At 39.8% G+C, this 22,439-nt stretch carries 15 protein-coding genes; 3 read left to right on the top strand and 12 right to left on the bottom strand.

What is annotated here, in order from left to right; translation table 11 throughout:
- Window positions 1-7 precede the first annotated feature (7 nt).
- The 8 genes from V7138_RS09535 to mnmH form a co-directional block, all read right to left on the bottom strand.
- Window positions 8-1,330, bottom strand: a complete 1,323-nt coding sequence (locus V7138_RS09535) for a solute carrier family 23 protein (protein WP_335396400.1) — start codon at window positions 1,328-1,330, stop codon at window positions 8-10.
- A gap of 71 nt (window positions 1,331-1,401) precedes the next feature.
- Window positions 1,402-2,877: an NCS1 family transporter gene (locus V7138_RS09530; RefSeq protein ID WP_335396398.1), complete on the bottom strand. Its 1,476-nt coding sequence runs from the start codon at window positions 2,875-2,877 to the stop codon at window positions 1,402-1,404.
- A gap of 117 nt (window positions 2,878-2,994) precedes the next feature.
- Complete coding sequence (hydA, locus tag V7138_RS09525) at window positions 2,995-4,413, bottom strand: dihydropyrimidinase (RefSeq protein WP_335396397.1); 1,419 nt, start codon at window positions 4,411-4,413, stop codon at window positions 2,995-2,997.
- Window positions 4,414-4,438: 25 nt separating this feature from the next.
- Window positions 4,439-5,722: an NAD-dependent dihydropyrimidine dehydrogenase subunit PreA gene (preA, locus tag V7138_RS09520; protein WP_335396394.1), complete on the bottom strand. Its 1,284-nt coding sequence runs from the start codon at window positions 5,720-5,722 to the stop codon at window positions 4,439-4,441.
- A 22-nt stretch (window positions 5,723-5,744) separates the two neighbouring features.
- Entirely contained in the window at window positions 5,745-7,115 is a 1,371-nt protein-coding gene (locus tag V7138_RS09515) for an NAD(P)-dependent oxidoreductase (protein WP_335396393.1), read from the bottom strand.
- Between the two features lie 334 nt (window positions 7,116-7,449).
- The gene (locus V7138_RS09510; protein ID WP_335396390.1) at window positions 7,450-7,809 is read right to left on the bottom strand and encodes a hypothetical protein; all 360 of its coding nucleotides are present in this window, start codon (window positions 7,807-7,809) and stop codon (window positions 7,450-7,452) included.
- Window positions 7,810-7,928: 119 nt separating this feature from the next.
- A complete protein-coding gene (locus V7138_RS09505) occupies window positions 7,929-9,203 on the bottom strand; it encodes a DUF5667 domain-containing protein (RefSeq protein WP_335396388.1) in 1,275 nt (424 codons plus the stop codon).
- Window positions 9,204-9,379: 176 nt separating this feature from the next.
- Window positions 9,380-10,432, bottom strand: coding sequence for a tRNA 2-selenouridine(34) synthase MnmH (mnmH, locus tag V7138_RS09500; protein WP_335396385.1), 1,053 nt, complete (start codon window positions 10,430-10,432; stop codon window positions 9,380-9,382).
- A 157-nt stretch (window positions 10,433-10,589) separates the two neighbouring features.
- On the opposite strand from mnmH, the gene V7138_RS09495 reads away from it, so the two are divergent.
- The 3 genes from V7138_RS09495 (at window position 10,590) to V7138_RS09485 (ending at window position 14,514) form a co-directional block, all read left to right on the top strand.
- Window positions 10,590-11,705 carry a CdaR family transcriptional regulator gene (locus V7138_RS09495; RefSeq protein ID WP_335396383.1) on the top strand — a complete coding sequence of 372 codons (1,116 nt, stop codon included), beginning with the start codon at window positions 10,590-10,592 and terminating at the stop codon, window positions 11,703-11,705.
- 77 nt (window positions 11,706-11,782) lie between these two features.
- Window positions 11,783-13,195 carry a glycolate oxidase subunit GlcD gene (glcD, locus tag V7138_RS09490; protein ID WP_335396380.1) on the top strand — a complete coding sequence of 471 codons (1,413 nt, stop codon included), beginning with the start codon at window positions 11,783-11,785 and terminating at the stop codon, window positions 13,193-13,195.
- Complete coding sequence (locus V7138_RS09485; protein ID WP_335396377.1) at window positions 13,192-14,514, top strand: (Fe-S)-binding protein; 1,323 nt, start codon at window positions 13,192-13,194, stop codon at window positions 14,512-14,514. Before glcD ends, V7138_RS09485 begins: the two co-directional genes overlap by 4 nt.
- A gap of 32 nt (window positions 14,515-14,546) precedes the next feature.
- On the opposite strand, the gene V7138_RS09480 is transcribed toward V7138_RS09485, so the two are convergent.
- The 4 genes from V7138_RS09480 to V7138_RS09465 all read right to left on the bottom strand — a co-directional run bounded on the left by V7138_RS09480 (window position 14,547) and on the right by V7138_RS09465 (window position 22,323).
- The gene (locus V7138_RS09480; protein ID WP_438824335.1) at window positions 14,547-15,119 is read right to left on the bottom strand and encodes a YdcF family protein; all 573 of its coding nucleotides are present in this window, start codon (window positions 15,117-15,119) and stop codon (window positions 14,547-14,549) included.
- A gap of 116 nt (window positions 15,120-15,235) precedes the next feature.
- On the bottom strand, window positions 15,236-16,051 hold the full coding sequence (locus V7138_RS09475; RefSeq protein WP_335396374.1) for an NAD-dependent epimerase/dehydratase family protein: 816 nt from the start codon (window positions 16,049-16,051) through the stop codon (window positions 15,236-15,238).
- Between the two features lie 145 nt (window positions 16,052-16,196).
- Window positions 16,197-19,400: a UvrD-helicase domain-containing protein gene (locus V7138_RS09470; RefSeq protein WP_335396371.1), complete on the bottom strand. Its 3,204-nt coding sequence runs from the start codon at window positions 19,398-19,400 to the stop codon at window positions 16,197-16,199.
- On the bottom strand, window positions 19,393-22,323 hold the full coding sequence (locus V7138_RS09465; protein WP_335396368.1) for a PD-(D/E)XK nuclease family protein: 2,931 nt from the start codon (window positions 22,321-22,323) through the stop codon (window positions 19,393-19,395). Before V7138_RS09465 ends, V7138_RS09470 begins: the two co-directional genes overlap by 8 nt.
- Between the last annotated feature and the right edge of the window lie 116 nt (window positions 22,324-22,439).

Below are 22,439 nucleotides of genomic sequence, written 5' to 3'. Positions count from 1 at the left end.
AGATTTCTTATTGTACTTTGGTTTTACGGTCTAACTCTACCTCATAAATATTGACCTCTTCTTCGACAGATCCTCCCGGTAAAGCCCAATTTAAAAGAACACCTAGAATAGCTGCTAAGGCCATTCCATGTATTTCAAAGTTAGCAGTAAACTTCATGATGGCTCCGCCTATTCCAACAACTAATATGACGGATGAAATAATCAGGTTTCGCTTATCATCTAAATCTACTTGGCTGTCAATGAGCATCCGTAATCCAGATGCAGCAATGATTCCAAATAATAAAAGGGAAATTCCCCCCATTACTGCTGTTGGTATCGAACTAATGAGGGCAGTAATTTTACCGATAAACCCAAATAATATGGCAAGCACTGCTGCTCCACCGATAACAAACACGCTAAATACTCTTGTGATGGCAAGTACACCAATGTTTTCTCCATACGTTGTATTCGGAGGTCCTCCCATTAGTGCCGCTATCATAGTGGCCAGACCGTCCCCCATAATCGAACGATGTAAACCAGGTCTTTGGATTAAATCTATATGAACAACCTTGCTTAATACCATTTGATGTCCGATATGTTCAGATAATGTAACGATTGAAACAGGAACCATCAAAGCGATAATACTTAATGTAACAGCAGGGGAATAATGAACAAATGGGAAAAGAAAATCGGGCATTTCAAATATTTTTGCAGCCTTGACACCAGATAGATCGACTAATCCAACAATTGAAGCAAAAATATATCCTCCTACTATTCCAATTAAGACAGGAATTAAATTTAAAAAGCCTCTAAGGAAAATGGAGCTTAAAATCACAATTAGCAATGTCACCAACGCAACGGAAAAGTGAAGAAGACTATATTCACCAGATGCGTCATTCATTGCCATGCCAACTGCTGTAGGTGCAAGACTAAGTCCGATTACAATAATAACTGGTCCAACAACAACTGGCGGGAGTAACTTTACCAGCCATTTATGGCCAGTTGCTTTAATAACTAAGGCTACAATCCCGTATACAAGACCTGCTAAAAAACTCCCTATCATTGCTGCCCCTGGACCATCCGCTGCGGTGGCAGCAATAATTGGCGCGATAAATGCAAATGAGGAACCAACATATGCTGGCACTTGCCCCTTTGTAATCACGAGAAAAGTGATTGTACCAATCCCACTCGTGATAAGGGCTACACCCGGGCTTAAGCCAACAAGATACGGAACTAAGATCGTTGCACCGAACATCGCAAATAAATGCTGAAGACTTAGCACTAAAAACTTACCTGGTGGCGGTGATTCATTAATTCCCAAAACAACTTTCTTCGAATCTTCATTGCTCATTTCTAATCCCCCTTTACTTTTGAATGTCTAAAATGGTTCACTTTATTCCTGTTTATTTCTCAATGCAAAAACTACATTTTCGAATCGACGGTTGTGTCTGGTACAATTACATCTTGTTCATTATCTGAAATTTCCCAGTCACGTCCAACCGTGATGCCTAAATATTTTTCATCATCAGGGTCAATAATCTCTGCCTGGGCAAACTTCTTGAAATACCAATATTTTGCTAATACATAGTAAATGACTGCCCCTACTCCAAATCCAACAAAGAAAGAATAGGCGGAGAAGAAATACGCTGCAGTCCCTCCAATGATCCAAGCAATCATACCTGCCCAATTGACACCATTTGAATATCTGTATTGTCCCTTACTCTCATAAAGCTCTGGAACATTTACCCGTCTCTTTCTAAGAACGTAATAGTCGGTAAATAATATCCCTACAATTGCTGATAGAACCCCACCAATAATAAGAAGAGCTGGAATGATGACTCCAAATAATTTCCAAGGCTGAATGACAACCCCTATAATACCGGCCGTTATAACCCCAGCCCAAAATGGATATTTTGGTCCTCCCACATTTGAAAAGATGGTTGCTGCAGGTATTACGTTAGCGGCTGTATTTGTGGACCATTGAGCAAGAACAATCATTAATAATAGGATGACTAAAACAAATCCAGTAGCCGCTTCTTGTAAGGCAACAACAGGGTCATAATTTAAGACTGCAACATACGCAACTGCACCAATGATGATCATTAATAAATTAACAAGTGGCATTACGACGACATTGCCCGCAATTTGGGCCTTATTCCGTTTAAACCAATTTCTTTCATACTTTGGTGCTTTAAAGAATCTGGATAGAGAAGGCATGTCAGCTGCAAGTGTTGCCCAGAAGCCCATATTTGCCATAACCACAACCATAAATGCAGTTATTGCAGCAGTTCCATTAACTGGACTTTCAACCCATGTCCAAATATCTCGACCTTGGTCAGCTGCTTTTCCAGATAGGGAAATGAACATCCAAAACGAAATTAGTAAGATAATTGGGGCAGCCAAATCTGCAAATCTTTCAATAGCTTTCATGCCTAGTGCAGTGTTAACTAACTGGAAGGCTGCAAACAGTAAAAAGCAGACAAACCAGTTATCAAACCCGACTAGAGTTTTTAAAATCGCATTCATGGCTGTTGCACCAAAATAAGTATTAATTCCAAACCAACAAGAGGCTGTTACCCCCCGGACCACTGAAGGTATATGCGTTCCAATTGTCCCAAAAGGAGCTCTCATATAGACCGGAAATGAAAGGCCATGCTCTACTCCGATATCACCGATAAACGTCATAAAAATTCCTATTAACACTGATCCAATAATGGTAGCAACAATTACCCATCCGAGAGGTAAATGTCTGATTCCGTCTCCCCCGATTGCAAAAGCGGCTAATAATATCGCCATACCTACCCAAATCAAGGAGAAACCAAATGCGCTTATCTTCCTAGCTCCGTGGCCAATTGGAAACAAGTCAGGAGATTTTAAATAATTGTTGCTTTTTTTCATGACAACACCCTCTCTTATATTATTTTTAATATTCTGAATTATTCGCGAGCAGAATCACCTCATTTCCTTTTAGTAAACAAAGGAAGGAATTTGTATCCCCTCCTTCTTACACTCGTTTTACAATGTGGCTGTTTTGTCTTTCATAATTTCATAGCTTTCACCGTATTTTGCACGTTTTATAAATTGACCGGCTCCTAGTTTTCCAACGAATTGTTTATCCCGGACAACAAATTCCCCTCTTGATAAAACAGATACTGGTTCACCGGTAAACTTCATGCCTTCAAATGCACTGTAATCAACTGCCATATGGTGTGTTTCAGCTGATATTATTCGCTCAATCGTAGGATCAAAGATCACAATATCCGCGTCTGCTCCGACAGCAATTGTCCCCTTCTTCGGATACAGTCCGAATAATTTCGCAACTCTAGTAGAAGTTAAATCCACAAACTGATTTAAAGTAATTCTTCCTTTTTTCACCCCTTCCGAGAACAGGACTGTTAAGCGTTCCTCAATCATAGGTCCCCCGTTAGGAATTTTAGAAAAATCACCTAAACCAAGCTCCTTTTGTCCTTTAAAATCAAATGAGCATTGATCTGAACCAAATGTTTGAAGCTGCCCTGTTCGAAGTGCATTCCATAGTACATCTTGATTCCATTTCTCCCGTAATGGTGGTGACCAGACGTATTTTGCTCCTTCAAAATCCGGCTTTTCAAGATACGACTGATCGAGAACTAAATATTGTGGACATGTTTCCCCCCACACATCAAACCCCTTTTCTCTCGCTTCGCTAATAGCTTTAACAGCATCAGCACATGTAACATGGACAACGTAAAGTTGAGAATTTGCAAGTCCTGCAAATGTTGCAGCTCTTTCTGTCGCCTCTCCTTCAATCTCTTGAGGTCGTGTTAATGCATGATAGATTGGGTCTGTCTTGCCTTCGCTGAGAGCCTTTTTCACAAGATAGTCAATTACATCGCCATTTTCAGCGTGAACCATGACAAGGGCACCTAATTCTTTAGCAGCAAGTAAGGTTTTAAATAAGGTTTCATCATCCGCCTGAAGGACATTTTTATAGGCCATAAATACTTTAAAGGAGGTAATCCCTTCATTTTCAATAACGGAAGGAAGTTCATTTAATACAGCATCTGTTACTTCTCCAATTGAAAGGTGAAAGCCGTAGTCAATAACCGCTTTGCCATGTGACTTTCCATGCCATGTATTAATTGCGTTTTTTAAAGGCTCTCCTTTAGTGGACAAACAAAAGTCAATGATTGTGGTTGTTCCTCCAAAAGCAGCAGCAATTGTTCCGGTTTCAAAATCATCCTTTGTGACTGTTCCACCAAAAGGCATTTCCAGATGAGTATGCGGATCAATGCCACCTGGGAAAACATAGCATCCATTTGCATCAATTACTTCTGCACCTTCGCTCGAAAGATTCATCCCGATTTGACTAACCACACCATTTTCCACTAGAATTTCTGCTTGATACGTATCTGTTGCTGTAACAATGGTTCCATTTTTAATAATCTTCTTCATCGTAGCCCTCCCCCAGAAAAACGATTTATTTTACTGTGTCTACTTTACAACTAACTGCACCAAGAGCCGCCTGACGTTCATTCCATGTCATTGGTGGTAATCCACTTGGGACTTCAACCATGTCAATCGCTCCATCTACTGGACATACAATCGAACATAGGTTACATCCAACACAATCTTCCTCTCTTACCTTTAAAATGTTGTAGCCATTTCCATCCTGAAGCATGTCGATACATTGATGCGAAGTATCTTCACATGCAATATGACACTTATTGCAATTGATACAAACATCATTATTGATGCGGGCAACAATTTTATAGTTTAAGTCGAGGTCACCCCAGTCAGAATATTTCGGCACGGTTTTTCCAACGATGTCCATGACAGAATCAATCCCTTTTTGATCTAAATAGTTATCTAACCCCTCAATCATGTCCTCTACAATTCTAAACCCATGATGCATGGCAGCCGTACACACCTGTACCCCCGATGCTCCCATTAACATATATTCAACAGCATCCTGCCATGTTGAAATGCCACCTATCCCAGATATCGGAATATTAATATGAGGGCTTCTTGCACATTCAGCAACCATATTAAGTGCAATCGGCTTTACGGCAGGACCACAATACCCACCATGTGCACCTTTACCTCCGACATGTGGAATGGTGTTCCACGTATCCAAATCCACTCCCGCTAGACTATTAATGGTATTGATCATACTGATTGCATCGGCACCACCTCTAGTAGCAGCCTCCGCAGTGGCCGTAATATCCGTAATATTTGGCGTTAGCTTTACTATAACAGGGGTTTGCGCTACTTCTTTCACCCAATAGGTTTGTTGTTCTACAAGTGAAGGTACCTGCCCAGATGCCGATCCCATCCCCCTTTCAGCCATCCCATGTGGACAACCAAAGTTGAGTTCTAACCCATCTACGCCTACTTCTTCCACTCTTTTTACAATTTCATGCCATTTTTCCTGTTTTGGCTCAACCATTAATGAGGCAATAATGGTATGATTCGGAAATAGTTTCTTTGTTTCTTTAATTTCTTTTAGGTTAACCTCAATCGGACGGTCTGAGATAAGTTCGATATTATTAAAGCCTGCTACTCGCTGTCCATTAAAGCTAACAGCTCCAAATCGTGACGTGACATTTAAAATGGGGTCACCTAATGTCTTCCACACTGCTCCACCCCATCCTGCATCAAATGCCCGTTGGACTTGATAACCGGAATTTGTTGGAGGAGCAGAAGCCAACCAAAACGGATTAGGGGATTCAATCCCTGCTAGATTAATTCGTAAATCTGCCATTAATAAACCTCCCTTTCATTTTTTACGCGATTTCCGTCATTGCACCAAACATGACCTTATGAATGGCATACGCCGCATCCTTGCCCTGCTGTGCAGCAGAAACGACCATTGCTTCACCTTGACCCTTTCCAAAAATCACATCACCACATGCAAATACCTTCTTATTCGAAGTTTGGAGAGTCTCTTGATTAATTTTCACTACTCCACCATCATGCTCTAGACCGAATTGTTCAATCAGTTCCGTATACCTTGTCTGCCCAATTGCCTTAATAACAGCATCAACCTCTAAAGTAAACTCTGATCCCTTAATAGGCACAGGTCGTCTACGACCATCGGCTCCTGGTTCACCAAGCTCCATTTTGATACATTCGATTGCTGTTACACGGCCTTGTTCGTCACCTATTATTTTCTTAGGCGCTGTTAGCCATCTAAATTCAACACCATCTTGTTTAGCAAATTCGTATTCAAAATCATAGGCAGTCATTTCTTCAATCGTTCTTCTGTAAAGAATTTTTACATTTTCAGCCCCTAATCTGACCGAACAAGTTGCCCCATCAATGGCTGTATTTCCCGCACCTATTACTACAACTTTCTTTCCTAAGAAGCGATCTGTAATTGGCTTTGTTTTTGTTTCTTTTACAAAATCAATCGCATCATACACTCCATCGAACTCTTCACCGTCAATGCCTAGAGAGGGAACCTTTGACATTCCAATTGCTAGAATGACAGCATCGAAGTTTTCGAGAATTTCATCTACTGAAATATCCTTTCCAACTCTAGTATTTGTTCGTATTTTTACATCAAAGCTTTCTACCTGTTTCACTTCCCAGAATGATATCTCCTGTGGAAGTCTAAACGAAACGATCCCATATGTGTTTAGACCACCAGCCTTTTCTTCTGCTTCAAAAATTGTCACATCATAACCAAGTAAACCTAGTTCCCTAGCAGCCGATAGTCCTGCTGGGCCACCCCCAACAATAGCAACCGTTTTTCCATTTTTCTTACCTGGCTCAAAAAGTACCTGTTCATTTCGGATTGCCCAGTCCGTTGCATATCTTTGCAGATCACCAATCATAATTGGTTTTGTAGAGTGATTTAGGACACAAGCCCCTTCACATAACTCTTCAGTAGGACAAACACGGGCACAGCTTGCACCGATTGGGTTCGATGACATTATCGTTTTGGCAGATCCTTTTAAGTTTCCAGATGCGATTTTTTTAATAAAGGTAGGTATGTCAATTCCAGTAGGGCATGCAGTTATGCAGGGGGCATCATAGCAATAAAGACAGCGATTGGATTCTTCAATAGCTTCACGGTTCGTGAGTCCAGGGTTCACTTCATTAAAGTTCATTTTTAAATCCTGATACGAAATCCTAACATTTGAGTGACTCATAGAATGACCTCCTTCTTATAGTAAAATTTGCAAAACTCATAGCCATTCATTTTGCAAATTTATAAACATATAAACGGAAAGCGTTTTCATCTTTATTCATGTTCTAGTAGTTTTTATGACTAAATATGGACTATTGTCCAAAAAATATGAACTTTGTGTCTATTTTACTTTTTTCCAAGTATGATTGCATTATACAGAGTGTTAAAAGATATAGGCTGATTTCTGCTCATAATGTAAAAAAAAGAGCGCTAGATTTGAATCACTATCATTGTGACTTCAAACCTGCGCTCTTCCTTTTATAGTTTCGTTTATATTTACCGATCATTTCGAGAAACTACTTAACAATTGATTCCTTATAGATTAATTTATTTACTGTCGAACTATACTTTTCAAAAAATTCACTCTTAAAGGATTCCCATTCACCAATAGAACCATAATATTTTGCCATGGTATTTTTCTGGCCTACCTTTTTTCCTCTAACTGTAAATTCCTTTGAAGGATAGTAATGAACCTCCCCATTTTTTTGCAGTTTTAAAGGTATAATGACGGAAAAATCGATGCCTATCTTTTTATCGCGTACAACCATCTTCTTCGTGACATTACTTTCCGTTCTCTTGATTACCTGTGTCAAACATAGAGCCCGCTCATTTTCAAATGAAAATCGATTAGATCCCTTACTTTTTACATTAATCATTCATCTGTCCTCCTCAGGTAGTTACTCCTTTAATCATAACACAAAAAAAATAAAAAGCTAATTTATGGAAAAAGGATGAAATCAATTTTGATTTCATCCTTTGAATAACTGTACGTTATTTAGTTTTTACCATTTCCGTTGCCATTACCGTTGTTGCCCTGACCATTGCTGTTTCCGCTGTTCCCTTGGCCATTGCCATTGTTTTTACCTGCATTTTGATTTGGCTTATTTTCTTTAGCCTGTTGTTGTTTTTCAGCCTTTTTTTCTTGTGCTTGTTGTTTTTTCTCTTGAGCTTTTTGTTGCTTTTCTTGTGCTAGTTGCTGAGCTTGTTCACGCTTTTCATTTACTTTTTCTTGTTTCTTTTCTACGACAGGAACAGGAGTAGCTACAACCGGTTGAACCTCTGTTTCTTCGACTACTGGTTCAGCCGCTACTTCTTCAACTACCACTTCTTGCTCTACTACTGGTTCTTCTGTAGTTTCTTCGACAGGCTCTTCCTCTTGCTTAGCTGCAAATTTTGCCGCTTTTTGCTCAAGCTTTGCAAGTTTCTTATCCAATTTTGCAAATGACTTATGAATGTTTTTCATTAATGCTTTTTGAGCTGTTGGGTTTTTCACATTTGCAAGCGCAGCTGCTAAAGCATCGATATTATTTGCAAGCTTTGCTTCTACTACCGTTGCTTCAGAATCCTCAGCTACTTCTTCTTCTGCTACTACTTCATCTTCAGTAACTTCAGTTTCTTCTTCAACTGCTACTTCTTCTGTTCCATCTGACTCTTCAGTTGCAACCTCATCGGTTTCTGTTAACTTTTCGGTTGCAGCTTCTTGTGTTTCAATTGCTTTTTGAAGAAGTTCTTCAGCCTCTTCAGTTTTACCTTCAGCAAACAAAGCATTTGCTTCTGCGATTCGCTCTGCTGCGAAATCAGCTAATAGTTTTGCTTCCTTATAATCGTCAACAGTTACTGCAAGGCGTACTTTTTCAATCATAAGCTTTACAAAATAAAAGAAATCACCAGGTACTAGAGAAGCTTCTTCTTCAGCTTGAACTTCCTCTTCAGTTGCCTCTTCTTCAGCAATTTCTTCATTTTCTGAAACGACTTCTTCAGAAGGTTCTTCCTCAGTTACTTCTTCTTCGCCTTCGACAACTTCATCAGTAGCTTCTTCACCTTCAACTACTTCCTCAGTTGATTCTTCACTTACGCTATCTTCAACTACTTCTTCTTCCGCCACTACTTCATCTTCAGCTGTACCGTAATTAACCGGGATTTCTTCAACAACTGTTTCTTGTTGTACTTCTTCCTCGTTAGCAAAAGCAGCAGGTGTTGCTAATGAAAGAATAAGTGCAGATGCTACTGTTCCGCTAATGATTGACTTCTTGAACTTTGTTTTTGACATGTGTTAGTTCCCCCTAATTTTGAATTACGCTAAAACATTCGACGAAAGTTGACAGGTATATGTCCGTCTTTTACTAGAAAAATAATATATGATTCTTAAGTCTAATGAAATGCTAAAAAATTTCCAAAAGACCTAGTGCTAAGGGCGCTAGGTCTTTTACATTCTCATCCATTTGTTTAGGCTTTTGTTGTTTTTTCAGCAATTAGTTCTTTGATTGATTGTATAGCTTCTTCAACGTTTTTTACATGTAAAACCGTACTTCGTTCTTCAGGTATTTGTTCCGCAGTATGATGGTATCTCGGGTCATAATAATATTCCAATAGTAATTTTACTGCCGAATTGTAATTTCCGGTTTCAAGATCTTTTTCAATCTGTGCTGCAACTGGAGTATGAATTCTCTTTTTGATTCGTTGGAAGGCTGACATGCATTCATTCGGAAATTCCCATGGACGATAATCCTCTAATATGTTTAAGACTCGTTCCTCCATTGGCAGGTCAACAAAAATATGGTATCCCTGTTCTTTAATGTCGAGTAAAAAATCCGGTAGTGTGGCTCGACCAACTCGTTTGCTCTCTGCCTCAAGCAAAACATATGGAGTTTCCTTTAGCTGAAGTGCCCGCTCCACAAACATCAGGTCAAACACCTTTTGAGTGTGCGGTTTTTTCCCAATCATCCCAAACACCGAACCACGATGATTCGCCATGCCTTCTAAATCCATAACGGGGTATCCCTTTTCTTGAAGGTCAATTAAAATTTTTGTTTTCCCCGAACCTGTATATCCGTTAATTACCAGGGCCTTCGGTTTAAATTCTTTTTCAAGCTCTTCCAATTTTTCAACAACCCAAGTCCGATAGCCACGGATTCCACCAATCAGCCGTTTTGCCTTGATTCCCATTAAATCGATGAGTGTTGCAGATGTTTTACTGCGCATCCCACCACGCCAGCAATAAACAACCTTCTCCTCCTGTGGGAGCTTAGCAAATTCTTTAATAAAATTTGGAAGCTTGGCCGATACAATTTCTAGTCCTTTTTCCTTGGCCGCATCAGGACTAATTTGTTTATAGACTGTACCAATTTCAGCTCGTTCTTCATCTGTAAATATCGGTATATTCACACTGCCAGGTATTTTCGATTCGGCAAATTCAGAAGGTGAGCGCACATCAACGATCGCGATCGCCTTTTCCTTCTGTAATTCCCGCAACTCATCAACTGATATATCTTGAAACATCTGTTTTCTTCCCTTCCAAACTTGTCTATCTACACTATGTCCACATTATCCACCCTCTATTATAAAACAGAAAAACTTCATATGCTTAAAAAATGAAATTGCAACAGTTTTTTGAAATGATAGAATAAACATTAATAAAGAACCCGGAGGATTTTTCATGCTAATACCATCGCTTGCTAAAAAAATTAGTAGAGAAGTACGTCGATTAATTGATGAGGATATTATCATTGTCGATGTTTCAGGAACGATTATCGCAAGTACGGATACAAGTCGAATTGGAAACTTTCACGAAGGTGCACTTCTTGCAAGTCAGGACCAGAAGAAAATGATCATTACAAAAGATATGGAAAATCAATTAAAAGGGGTAAAAGCCGGCATCAATTTACCTATTCTTTTTAAAGAAAAGGTTGTTGGTGTAATAGGGATTACCGGGGATCCCGAAAAGGTTTCTGCATATGGAGAGCTTTTGAAAAAAATGACTGAGCTACTAATCCAAGAGAGCTACTATGCTGAGCAAATCGAATTGGAGTCCCGCGTACTTGAGACCTTTGTTTTCGATTGGCTTCAAAGTAGGGAAGAAAGTGAGGAATTTAATAAACGAGCAGAACATCTAGGTATAGATCTTGAAATAAAACGACAGGTTGTATTCGGGTCGATCACAAGTGAAACAGAAGTTCAGCTTCGGGAGATAGCTAATCTGCTACAGCAAAGATCCTTTTTACACGCGAATGAAATTTTTGTCAGATGGGGAAATGATCGATTCCTTCTCCTTTTAACAGACCGTTCAAAAGATCAAATTCAAAAAATGCTTCGAAACATTAAATCGGAACTGGAAAGTAAATTTACTGCGAAAGTCTCATTTGGAGTGGGCAGTGAGGATTATACGCTAAGAAAATCATTTGATGAAGCTGAGCGTGCCCTTCAAATTGCTAAAAAGAATAACTCGATAAAATTTGATGATGACTTAAAATTGGAAATGCTCATTCATGAAACAAGTAACAAAGTACAAGTGGAATATCTTAATCGTACAATCGGTATGCTTCTAGATGATACCGAGTTGTTAGGGACTTTAATTGAATATATTGTACATAATCAGTCGATCAAAGAAACTGCTGAGACTCTTCATATTCATGTGAATACTCTTACCTACCGTTTTAATAAAATCGAAGAGAAAACGGGACTACACCCAAGAAATTTTGTAGATTTAGCAACACTTTATCTTGGTATATTACTATTGGATAAATCTATAAAAGTAAGCCAAGAAAAACATTAAAATTTGTAGACTTCTCTATAGCGGATTTCTCCGCTTTTTTTTATGCTTAATATAAGAAGTTAATTGGAGGCGTTATCATGATTGATGTAAAAGCAAAACAACAATTTTTAAACATTGTCGGTCCGGAAAATTATGATGATTCATCTACAGGGCGGCTTGTCTACTCCTATGATGCTACCCCACAATTCCAGTCGATGCCTGATGCGGTCATTTCTCCTCGAAACAAACAGGAAATCTCAGAAATCGTCAAGGTCTGTAATGAATATAAAATTCCGATTGTCCCCCGCGGTTCTGGGACAAATCTTTGCGCAGGCACTTGTCCAACTGAGGGTGGAGTCGTCCTTCTCTTTAAACATTTAAACAAGATATTAGAAATCGATGAGGAAAATTTAACAATCACGGTCCAACCAGGAGTGATTACGCAGGAAGTAACAAACGCCGTAGAGGCAAATGGTTTATTTTATCCGCCAGACCCTGGCTCGATGAAAATATCAACCATCGGTGGCAACATCAACGAAAATTCTGGCGGATTACGTGGCCTTAAATATGGTGTAACACGCGACTATGTAATGGGGCTTGAGGTTGTTCTCGCGAATGGAGATATCATCAAAACCGGTGGAAAGCTCGCAAAGGATGTGGCTGGATATGACCTGACACGGCTTTTTGTCGGCTCGGAGGGTACACTTGGTATCATTACGGAGGCCACACTTAAACTCATCCCAATGCCCGAAACAAAGGAAACCATTCTTGCCCTTTATCAGGACTTGGAGGCCGCTGCCAAAACAGTTTCAAAAATCATCGCTAGTAAAATTATTCCGATTACTCTTGAATTCTTAGACCAGCCTACACTTGAAGCAGTCGAGGCTTTCGCACAAATCGGCCTTCCGACAGATGTAAAAGCAATACTTCTGATTGAACAAGATGGTCCTGCTGAAATCGTAAAACGAGATATTGAGAGAATTATAGAGATTTGTAAAGCTGAAAATGCCGTATCTGTAAAATCCGCTGAATCTGAAGAAGAAGCTGAAAGTTTAAGGACAGCAAGACGGGCTGCACTTTCTGCCCTTGCACGATTAAAACCAACAACCATTTTAGAGGATGCGACTGTTCCACGTTCTGAAATTGCCAAAATGGTAAAAGCGATTGAAGAAATCGCGACAAAATATGACCTAAGGATTTGTACCTTTGGCCATGCCGGTGATGGAAACCTTCATCCTACTTGCTTAACAGATGTCAGAGACCGTGAAGAAATTGAGCGAGTCGAAAAAGCTTTTGAAGAAATTTTTCAAAAGGCAATTGAGCTTGGCGGGACGATTACGGGTGAACATGGTGTAGGCGTGATGAAGGCTCCATATCTTGAGATGAAGCTAGGTGCTCCGGGGATTGCTGCGATGCAAGCCATTAAAACCGGACTGGATCCAAATAATATTATGAATCCAGGTAAGATGTTCGCAAAGGATTCAAGAAAACGTGTGGTGGTTTCTAAATGACAACAATTCACGAACAACAAAAAATCAAAGCTGATTTCCAATCAAGAATGGATCAGAATGAGTTATTGAATTGCATGCGCTGCGGGTTCTGTCTACCAACCTGCCCAACCTATATCGAATCCGGCTACCAGGAATCCCACTCCCCGCGCGGAAGAATTGCGTTAATGATGGCTGTTGTAGATGGTCTCATTGAACCTGATGAGGACTTCGAAAAATCGTTGAACATGTGCTTGGGTTGTCGCGCTTGTGAACCCGTTTGTCCCTCCGGCGTAAATTACGGGCATCTTTTAGAAGAAGCTAGAGATATCGTAAATCAAAATAAAAAGCATTCCCTACCAGCGAAAGCTGTGAGAAAAACGGTTTTTGAAGGTCTGTTCCCTCATCAAAATCGCATGCGTACTTTAACTGGGTTATTAGGTGTCTACCAGCGTTCCGGCATACAAAAAGTCGTTCATAAAAGTGGGCTATTGAAGTTTTTACCTGATAGTATGGCGACGATGGAACGTGTGCTTCCAGAGGTTCCTAGCTTAAAGGAACTAAAAAATCGGCCATATCACCTTGAACCGATTGGCGTTCAAAAGAAAAAAGTTTCCTTTTTCACAGGCTGTTTAATGGATACAATGTTCATGAAAACAAATGATGCCACAATGAAGCTGCTTCAATTAGCAGGTTGTGAGATTGTCATTCCTAAAACACAGGCTTGTTGTGGTGCATTGCATGGGCATAGTGGTGAAAAAAACAAAGCCAAAGAACTTGCAAAACAAAATATTACCGCATTTGAAGAAATTGAAGCAGATTATATCATTACAAATGCGGGTGGCTGTGGTGCCTTTTTAATTGATTATGGCCATCTTCTAAAAGATGAGCCCGTGTGGTCAGAACGGGCGAAAGCATTTTCGAAAAAGCTTAAGGATATTTCTTCTATTTTAGTTGAATTAGAGTTTCATAAAAAAGAGCTTTCGCTTCCTACACAAGTAATCACTTATCAGGACTCCTGCCATTTGCGAAATGTGATGAAGACCGCTTCAGAGCCAAGAAAGCTTCTTCAAGCCATTGGTGGTGCAAGCTATTTGGAAATGAAAAATGCGGATAGCTGTTGTGGCTCAGCCGGGATTTATAATATCGTAGAGTCTGAAATGTCGATGAAAATATTGGATTCCAAAATGAAAAATGTGAAAGATACTCAGGCAAAAACAATTGTCACAGCGAACCCAGGCTGCTTACTGCAGATGAAGCTGGGCATTGAACGCGAAGGATTATCCGATAAAATGCGGGCAGTCCATATCGTAGACTTATTGCTTGAAGCAGTTGAAGGCTAAAAGCGAAAACAACGCTCGATTGGGCGTTGTTTTTATTTAAGAATATACTTTTCCATATAATATTTCGTAACCGACAAATACTCGCGACTGTACGCTTTTAGCAATGTAACTTGCGGTGTTTTTGCCGGCAAACCTTTCACCTTTAAACCAGCATCTTCCGCAATTTGGATTGAGCGATAAAGATGATAATCATTCGTTACAATAATCCCAAGCTTTGCATCCTCAGGGATAAATTCTTTTGAGAATTTAATGTTTTCATATGTACTTGTTGACCTGTCTTCAAGGTAAATTCTTGATTCCGAAATTCCTTTGTCAACAAGTTCTCGTCTCATTGCCTCAGCTTCTGTGATATCTTCCCCTGGTCCCTGGCCACCTGATGCAATCAAGATCGTATTCTCGTTCTCCTTCGCGTACTCAGCTGCGGCATCAATTCTATATTGCAATGCAAGCGAAGGTATTTCACTATTCACCTTTGCCCCAAGAATAATCAAATAATCAGCATCCATTGGGGGTTGAGTTTCAGCATAATATGAAATTTTATAATGAATTCTTCCGAAATAGATAACACCAATTATGAGTAAAATTCCAATTGAAAGTAACATCATTTTCCTCTTTTTCAAAATAGTCACAACCCCCTTTAGGGTTATTCTATCATTATATCAAATGGACAAAAATGAAAACATTCAATTTAAAAAATCATGCCCTTTGCTGGGACATGATTTTAGTTAAGCCAATCTTGATTTTCTAAATCTTCGTTGTATGAAATAAAGCTATCTAACTCGGCAGCGGCCCGGTCCAGCACATCCTCTGAATTCATCTTTGAGACAAATCCAAGCTCACGGGTTGCGTTTTCAGTTGACCACGGTTTATCTTTATTGTCTGAAACGCCATAATATGTACCAAACTTAATAGTTGATTCGATGGCTAAATCAAATAACTGGACCACATCTTTTTGGCTTAATAAGGTTTTATTGATCCGAGGTTTCGTTTGTAAATCCTTCACCTCGTCTCTTCTGACACTGCCAATTCGTAAATTAATAACGGAAAGATTGTTTTCTTTCTCGTAGGCTAAAATATGGCCGATATTTTCTGATGCTAATTTAAGTGTACCGTACAATGTTTTTGAGTAGGGATAATCATTAACTGTGATCTCACGACCAAGTAATGAAATCCCATCCTTTTCATAAAAATCGGTCACATGATTACTGCTAGCATAAACCACCTTTGGGATTCCAAGTTCAATTGCCGCCCTTAAAATGTAGAAGGATGCAAGAAAGTGTATTTCGGTCTTTTTTTGAAATTGGCTTAGATCGGTAAAATCATTTTTTGTGTTTACATTTAACAGGTTTACCAGTGCGGCACAGTTCTCTGGAATTTTACTCACAAGATCTTCAAAGTTTGTTGCATCCACTTCGATGTGGTTCGGATGATTGTCCACATTTTTATCGAGAATGATGATTTCGTATTTATCGTGTAGTCCTGCTTCAAGAATGGAACCTATTAATCCAGTTCCCCCGATGACGGCAATCTTCTTCATTGGAGCGCTCCCCTTTTGACGAGTCTTACTTGTTAAAGTTCGTCACTTTTAGCAAAAACATACATGTGCCTGACAGGAACGAAGAACCGTTTGAATGCGATTTTACTTTATTCGGCCCTTCATCTGGAACAAATATCCAATACGATTACACACTAACAATTTTATTCGGTGTCACAAAATAAAGCTGCTTGTCCGCTACTTTTTCACCCGTCATTCGCTCCCAAATTCGTTGATAAAAATCGATTTGATTTTGATAAAATTTCACAAGGTCCGGAAGCTTAGCAAGATCTTTTGGTCGATCCGTTTTATAATCGACAATCTTCCATGCCCCATTCAGCTTGTACACGAGATCAATTACTCCACTAACAAAAATCGTCTCAGCATTGTTCCCTTTTTCTATATACGAATACAATTGATCAGAAGCATCGATTTTTACCATAAACGGAACCTCTGTTAATACAAGGTTAGCAAGTTGAAGCTCTGCCCAAATCATGGATTGTTTAAAATGAGCGACTGTTTGTGAAACTTCATCTCTTCTACCTAATGAAATGTCATGTTTTTTCAAGGAGGAGGTAATCACTTCTTCAGTTTCATCCCCGTTGACGATCTTTTCAAATACCTCGTGGATGGCAGTCCCCCATGTCAGTCCTCCACCTTCCTCACGTTCAATTCCGAGTGTGTGGATATCCTGTTTGTCCTCAGTTGGACTATATGTTAAATAAGAAGGTTGTTTCCGATCATCAATCCAATCAAGTAATCCCTGTGTTTCTTCAATAAATTCTTCACGTGTGATTATCCCACTTTTTAACTCTTTTTCTTCATGAATTGATTCAGCTATTTCAAGATCCTCAACCCCAGGTAAACCTTCAAGCAGCAGATTCCACGGATTTTTATTGTTTTTTGATTGAAATGTACTGATAATCATCGCTTTCTCAGCCCTTGTTGCAGCCACATATAGAACCCGGATTTCCTCAGCAAGCAAATATGCTTCCTCTGCATCAAGATAGTCCTCCCAGTGTAGAGGCTGTGCAACAGGTTTTCGCGCGAAGCCTTGCTTTTTCTCAAACATAAAATACCCCGTTGACGCTTGCTCTTCCCTACGAATATGGGACCATATTTTATTCCGTATCTCAGGCTTTTTTCCAGGATGGGCCAGGAAAACAATGGATGCCTCTAAGCCTTTTGCTTTATGGACATTCATAATTCGGACTGCATTTTCATCTTCCTCAAGATTGACGACTTTTGTTTTTTCTTCAATTTGCTGTTTAACAATTTCGACTGCTTGGCTGAAGGTTGTTGCCTCGTCTTCCTCTTTCTCCCGTAGTGCTTCAATCATTTGCAGCAGGTTCGTCGCCTCTCTTTTTCCATAGCTTTTAGCTAGGAACAATGGATAGAGACCAATATCCTCGATTATATTTTCAATTGCCACTACTGGTGAAAAGGCGGTTTTCCACTTTGCATATTGTTTGAGCTTTGAAAGTGCCGTTTCCATATGCTGTTTCGTATCAGAATGTAAGCTGTCGGGCGTCCCGGCATACAGGTGAAAAGCACCACCTGCCTGCCCCCATTGGAATAGCTCTTCATCACTGATCCCAAACCAAATGGTACGCAATGCTGCTACAAAAGCAATCTCATCGGCAGGATCGACAATTGCTTCAAGCAGACGAATAAGATCCTGAAATTCAAGAATCGTGCCAATCTCCATTTCACCACTGACACTAACCGGGATCCCTGCTTCCTCAAGTTTTGTGGCGTACACATCGATTCCGTCTTTCTGCCTTGTTAAAATCATAAATTCATGTGGCTCGTGACCTTCATTTATTAATTTTTGAATATAAGACGTAATGTTTGTTGCATCTTCTTCAACCGTGATTGTTTTATTCTTCGCGAATTCGTCTGCTAAAACCAGTCTTTTAATCCCCGAGAAACCAGAGTCGCTTGCGTTCTTATAGGAATGGAGCGGACGATATGCGGCCTGATGAACAATCTCTTTTTCCGGCAATTGCTCCTTAAATACCTCATTCAATAAGTTTGTAACAGTATCAACTGTTCTAAAGTTCATTATTAACTGAAGCACTTCCCCACCATGGGCTTCAATCAGGTCCTTCACCAGATTGTAAATATCAATATCTGCTCGTCGAAAACGATAAATCGCTTGCTTCGGATCCCCCACCACAAAAAGCGAACCCGGACGCGGTTTGCACTTGGTCCAATTCGTTTCGCTTACATCTTCACCGGTTAAATAAAACATGATCTCCGCTTGAATTGGATCCGTATCCTGAAATTCGTCGACAAGCAGTCTTTTGTACTTTTCTTGAAAATACGAACGAACCTCTGCATTCTCCTTTAAAAGAGCTGCTGTTCTCATTAATAAATCCTGAAAATTCATCAACGAACGTTCTTGCTTCATTTTTTCATAGACTACCATTGCTCCATGAAACAGCTCAATTACGAATGGATGGCAATATTCGCCCCATCTTACCAGTAAAGGCTGGATGTGAACTTCAAAAAAATCAGTAATTCTGGCATGATATTCCTTTGCATCTTCTTTTGAGGACCACTTGTACTGTGTTATCGTTAATTTTTTATCAAACAGCTGAAAAATCTTAATCTTTAGAGCATCTGTATTGTCATCGTATCGAACATGACGAAGAGCATCATCAATGGCTTCCTGGAGACTGTCTGGACCGTTTAGAATATCATTCGGGATACATCGGCTTGCCTCTTTTAAGAGCGTGATAAAACGTCGAAAAACCTCATCAAGATTTGGTTTTTCTACCACTTCCCTTGCCCACTCCACATCGGGGTAGTTCTTTATTTCACAAAAACTCTCCAATAAATCTTGCTCCCGAATTCCTAAATCCTTCATGATTGTTGATTTCTGTGGATCATCCTGCTCCAATTTCTGTGTGTAAACGAACCAAGCTGCTTCAGCAATTTTGTCATCCTCTGTATCCTCAAGTTCAGAGAAATTGACATCAACCCCGGCTTCAACTGGCCGCTCCCGCAGTAAACGTGCACAAAAGGAATGGACCGTTCCGATAAATGATTGTTCGATGTTTTGTAAGGCATCCTCGAGCAGAAATTTCACTTCAACGTTTGATTCTTCTTTACATTTTTTCTCAAGAACCGTTAGGAACCTTGTTTTCAATTCATCTGCCGCTTTTTTTGTAAAGGTAATCGCGACTATCTCGTCTATTTTTGCTGTTCCTGTATAAATCAGGTTTACCATCCGATCCACTAGGCTCGTTGTTTTCCCAGAGCCAGCCCCGGCTTCTACAAGGAAATTTTGATCAAGTACGGTTGTAATTTTATCCCTTGCCTCCTGATCGACAATTAGCTTAGTCATAAGCGCGCACCCCCTTAAAGCTTTTTAGTCCTTCTGCCGTCTCATCCTGTTGCTTTTGTGTTAATGCATCCTTATCATAAGTGGAACGTCTGCAAATATGTTTAAAATCACAGAATTTACATTCATTCTCATCGTCAGTCATCGTAAAATGACCGTGCTCGACAATCGAAAGGAGTTTGTCTAAAATATCTTTACCGTTGGTTCGGGTCGTTTCTTCTTGCTCCCTCACAAAGCGTTTCCCCGCTCCTTTTCGTGTCGGAAATAGATAGGAGCTCTTTTTAACCGCACCATCCTCCATTCCCAAATGGGCCTCGATTGCGAGGGTGTATAGGAGATGCTGCAGCTGTCTTCCACCTTTAAAAAACTCCTTGCTATGATAACCCCAACTGCTTCCCGTTTTATAATCAATGATATGGTAGGAGCCATCTGGGAGTTTGTCTACGCGGTCAATGATTCCTCTTACATGAACCGTTCCAGATGGAAGCTCAATCATAGCTGGTGCATCTTTTCCAAATGAATATTCAAAATACAATGGTTCACCAAGTTCGCTATTTTCCTCTTCGATTTTCAAAAAGGTCTCACACGACTCGATGATTTCCTCTGACTCTAGTCTTTCCGTTCTTGGATTGGGTGGCGGAACAACCGTTTTTACATATTCCAGCCTTTCGTTTGCAATCTTGGTTAGAAGACTAATGTGTTTCTCGTAGGAAGGCTTTTCTTGACGCTCTTTCATTTCTTGATAAAAGGTCTCAAAAATTTCGTGCAACAGAGTTCCCCTCGTTTTGGCATCCAACCATTTCGTTGGGTCATAGGTAATGTCTTCATTTACTTTTAATCGCAGCACATTTTCTAAAAAATAGGCATAAGGGCATTTTGCAATTTTTTCAAGCTTTCCAGCTGAAATCGTAATATCCGGATTCTTCCGAGGATCAAATCCAGTCGTATCACTTTCAATTTTTCCTTCGTATACCGTAAAAGCTGGATCCTGTCTCATTTTTTCCGCATGAAGCCCTCTTGTAATATTTGAAAAATCCGCTAATAATGCTTGATCAAGCTGAACAGTTTGAGAGTTTGTGATTTTCTCATACCACCAGTCTTCATTTTCTAGCGTATGTTTCACACCAGGGACTTTGTTTTGCAGCGTCTTAAAATCTGCAGATAGGTTACCAGTATGAATTCGATAGCATTGTAAAAACAAATACGTCGGTGAAATGGCTCGATTTTCATTGATATCGAATCTACAATAACTAACCGTAATCTCATTTTTTGCCGCTGAAGCCAATAGCTGCAGCATGGAATATAGGTCTTCTTTCGACTTATCTTTTTGTAATGGTAGAAGTCTTCCTAGTTTTTCTCTTTCCGCATCTAGTAGAAGTGGGTCCTCACCTGCCATTCCCGGAAACCTCCTATTGTCCATCCCTACAATAAACAAATGCTCACGATTCATGTAAAGCCCGTTCTTGTAAGAAGTGATATGTAAGTAGCCAGGCTTAGGTCGCGAATGCCCAATGGAAATAGAGAGGAAATCATCCTCGAACTTTTGGTAGACATTGGATACGGATTCATTGGCGTATGGAAGCAAATCCTCAATTCGCTCAAGCAAAGATTCTTTTGCTGACTGGTCAAAACCTGAAGAAACCTTGCAATAATCCTGAAGAAAATACTTGATTGTTTTTAGCAGGTCTCCATAAATAACTGTCCCATCGCTATCAACAGTTGGCATATGTTTGAATATATTCGTAAACCATGTTAACAGCCATTGATATTCAGGGATTCTGGAATCTTCTTCAGCAAGTTCATGCATTTTCGCATTGATCTGTGAAGGATAACGCTCTTTTCCCCAACCGATATTCGCTCCCCGAAGATAAGTTGCCCATTTTCTTTTTGATGGTGCATCCTCCCCCAAGTCCAGCAAATTTTCCTGAAGAAGCTTTAAAAATGCTTGCACACTATAATAATCCTTCATCCAAGCTAGGATGCCCGCCACCAGTTTTCCTGGTTTCGTAAACCCAGTCGGGATCCCTTCGCCAAAGGTAACCGGCACTTGTAAACGCTGTGCTATGTGATACATGGCGGTTACATATTGGGCGCTTGAGGTGCAAAAGATTGCAACCTCATCAAAGCAAATGCCTTTTTCTTTGATTCGATAGATGACCTCCTTTAGCTCCGATTCTTCAGTCTTTGCTGAAAAAAGCGAAAGAGTTGGCACAGTTGTTGGTGCATTTTCCACATCAAATAAATAGCTTAATGGTGTTTCATCACCAAACACAACCTTCGAAAAAGACGAACTCTCAGGAATCGCAACGCCACGAACAGCTTCCATTGGTAAATGAAAATAGTTGGTTGGAAGGGCAGTTTTTAAAAATTCTGCCTGTACATATGCAAGCCTAAGGTTGCTTTGAAGTATGAATATCTGATTTCTAGAATCATATTTTCCTAGCGCATTTCGATAAAGGTCCGCCTCATCAATTAGTTTATATTCAGTAAGAAGCCGCTCGTAATCCTCTAAAATGAGCATCATATCTTCACCCTTTGTTTGTGAAACAAATGGTTCTCTTGAAAGTGTGCTACTAGTGTATCCCGCCATTCGAAGCTGCCTTATTGTTTGATACATACGTTGGCTTAAGGCTGGCGTGATCTCGACTTCATGAAAATAGTTTAGGTTTCGTTTTTGCTCGGTTAATATGGCATACATCAAATGAGGACCGAGAGCCTCGCTTATCAGGTGATTTTGTTCTGTTGTCGCAGCATCAAGTGCTAGATCCTTGATTGTTTTGATTTTAAGATTGATGACATGATTATTTTTTTGAGTAAACTGCCTTATCATTTGCTCGCCAATCCTATATGAATCCACTAGGAGGATTTTTTCGGTTAAAAAATGCTGTTTACAGATGGTTTCGAGGTGTTTAAAGAGAACTTCCATTGATTTCACTCTCCCTTTAGTTGATTTTGCGTATCATTTCTATCTACTTTAGCGCTCATTTATCATCGTCAGCCAATTTTCCAAATTAAAAGGATGCCCAAATTCTTGATTCAGAC

Origin of the sequence: Bacillus sp. JJ1533 (assembly GCF_036965045.1) — a bacterium.
Classification (GTDB): Bacteria; Bacillota; Bacilli; order Bacillales; family Bacillaceae_L; genus Ferdinandcohnia.
The sequence above is the reverse complement of the archived record's forward strand: the minus strand, read 5'-3'. Positions and strand labels throughout refer to the sequence as shown.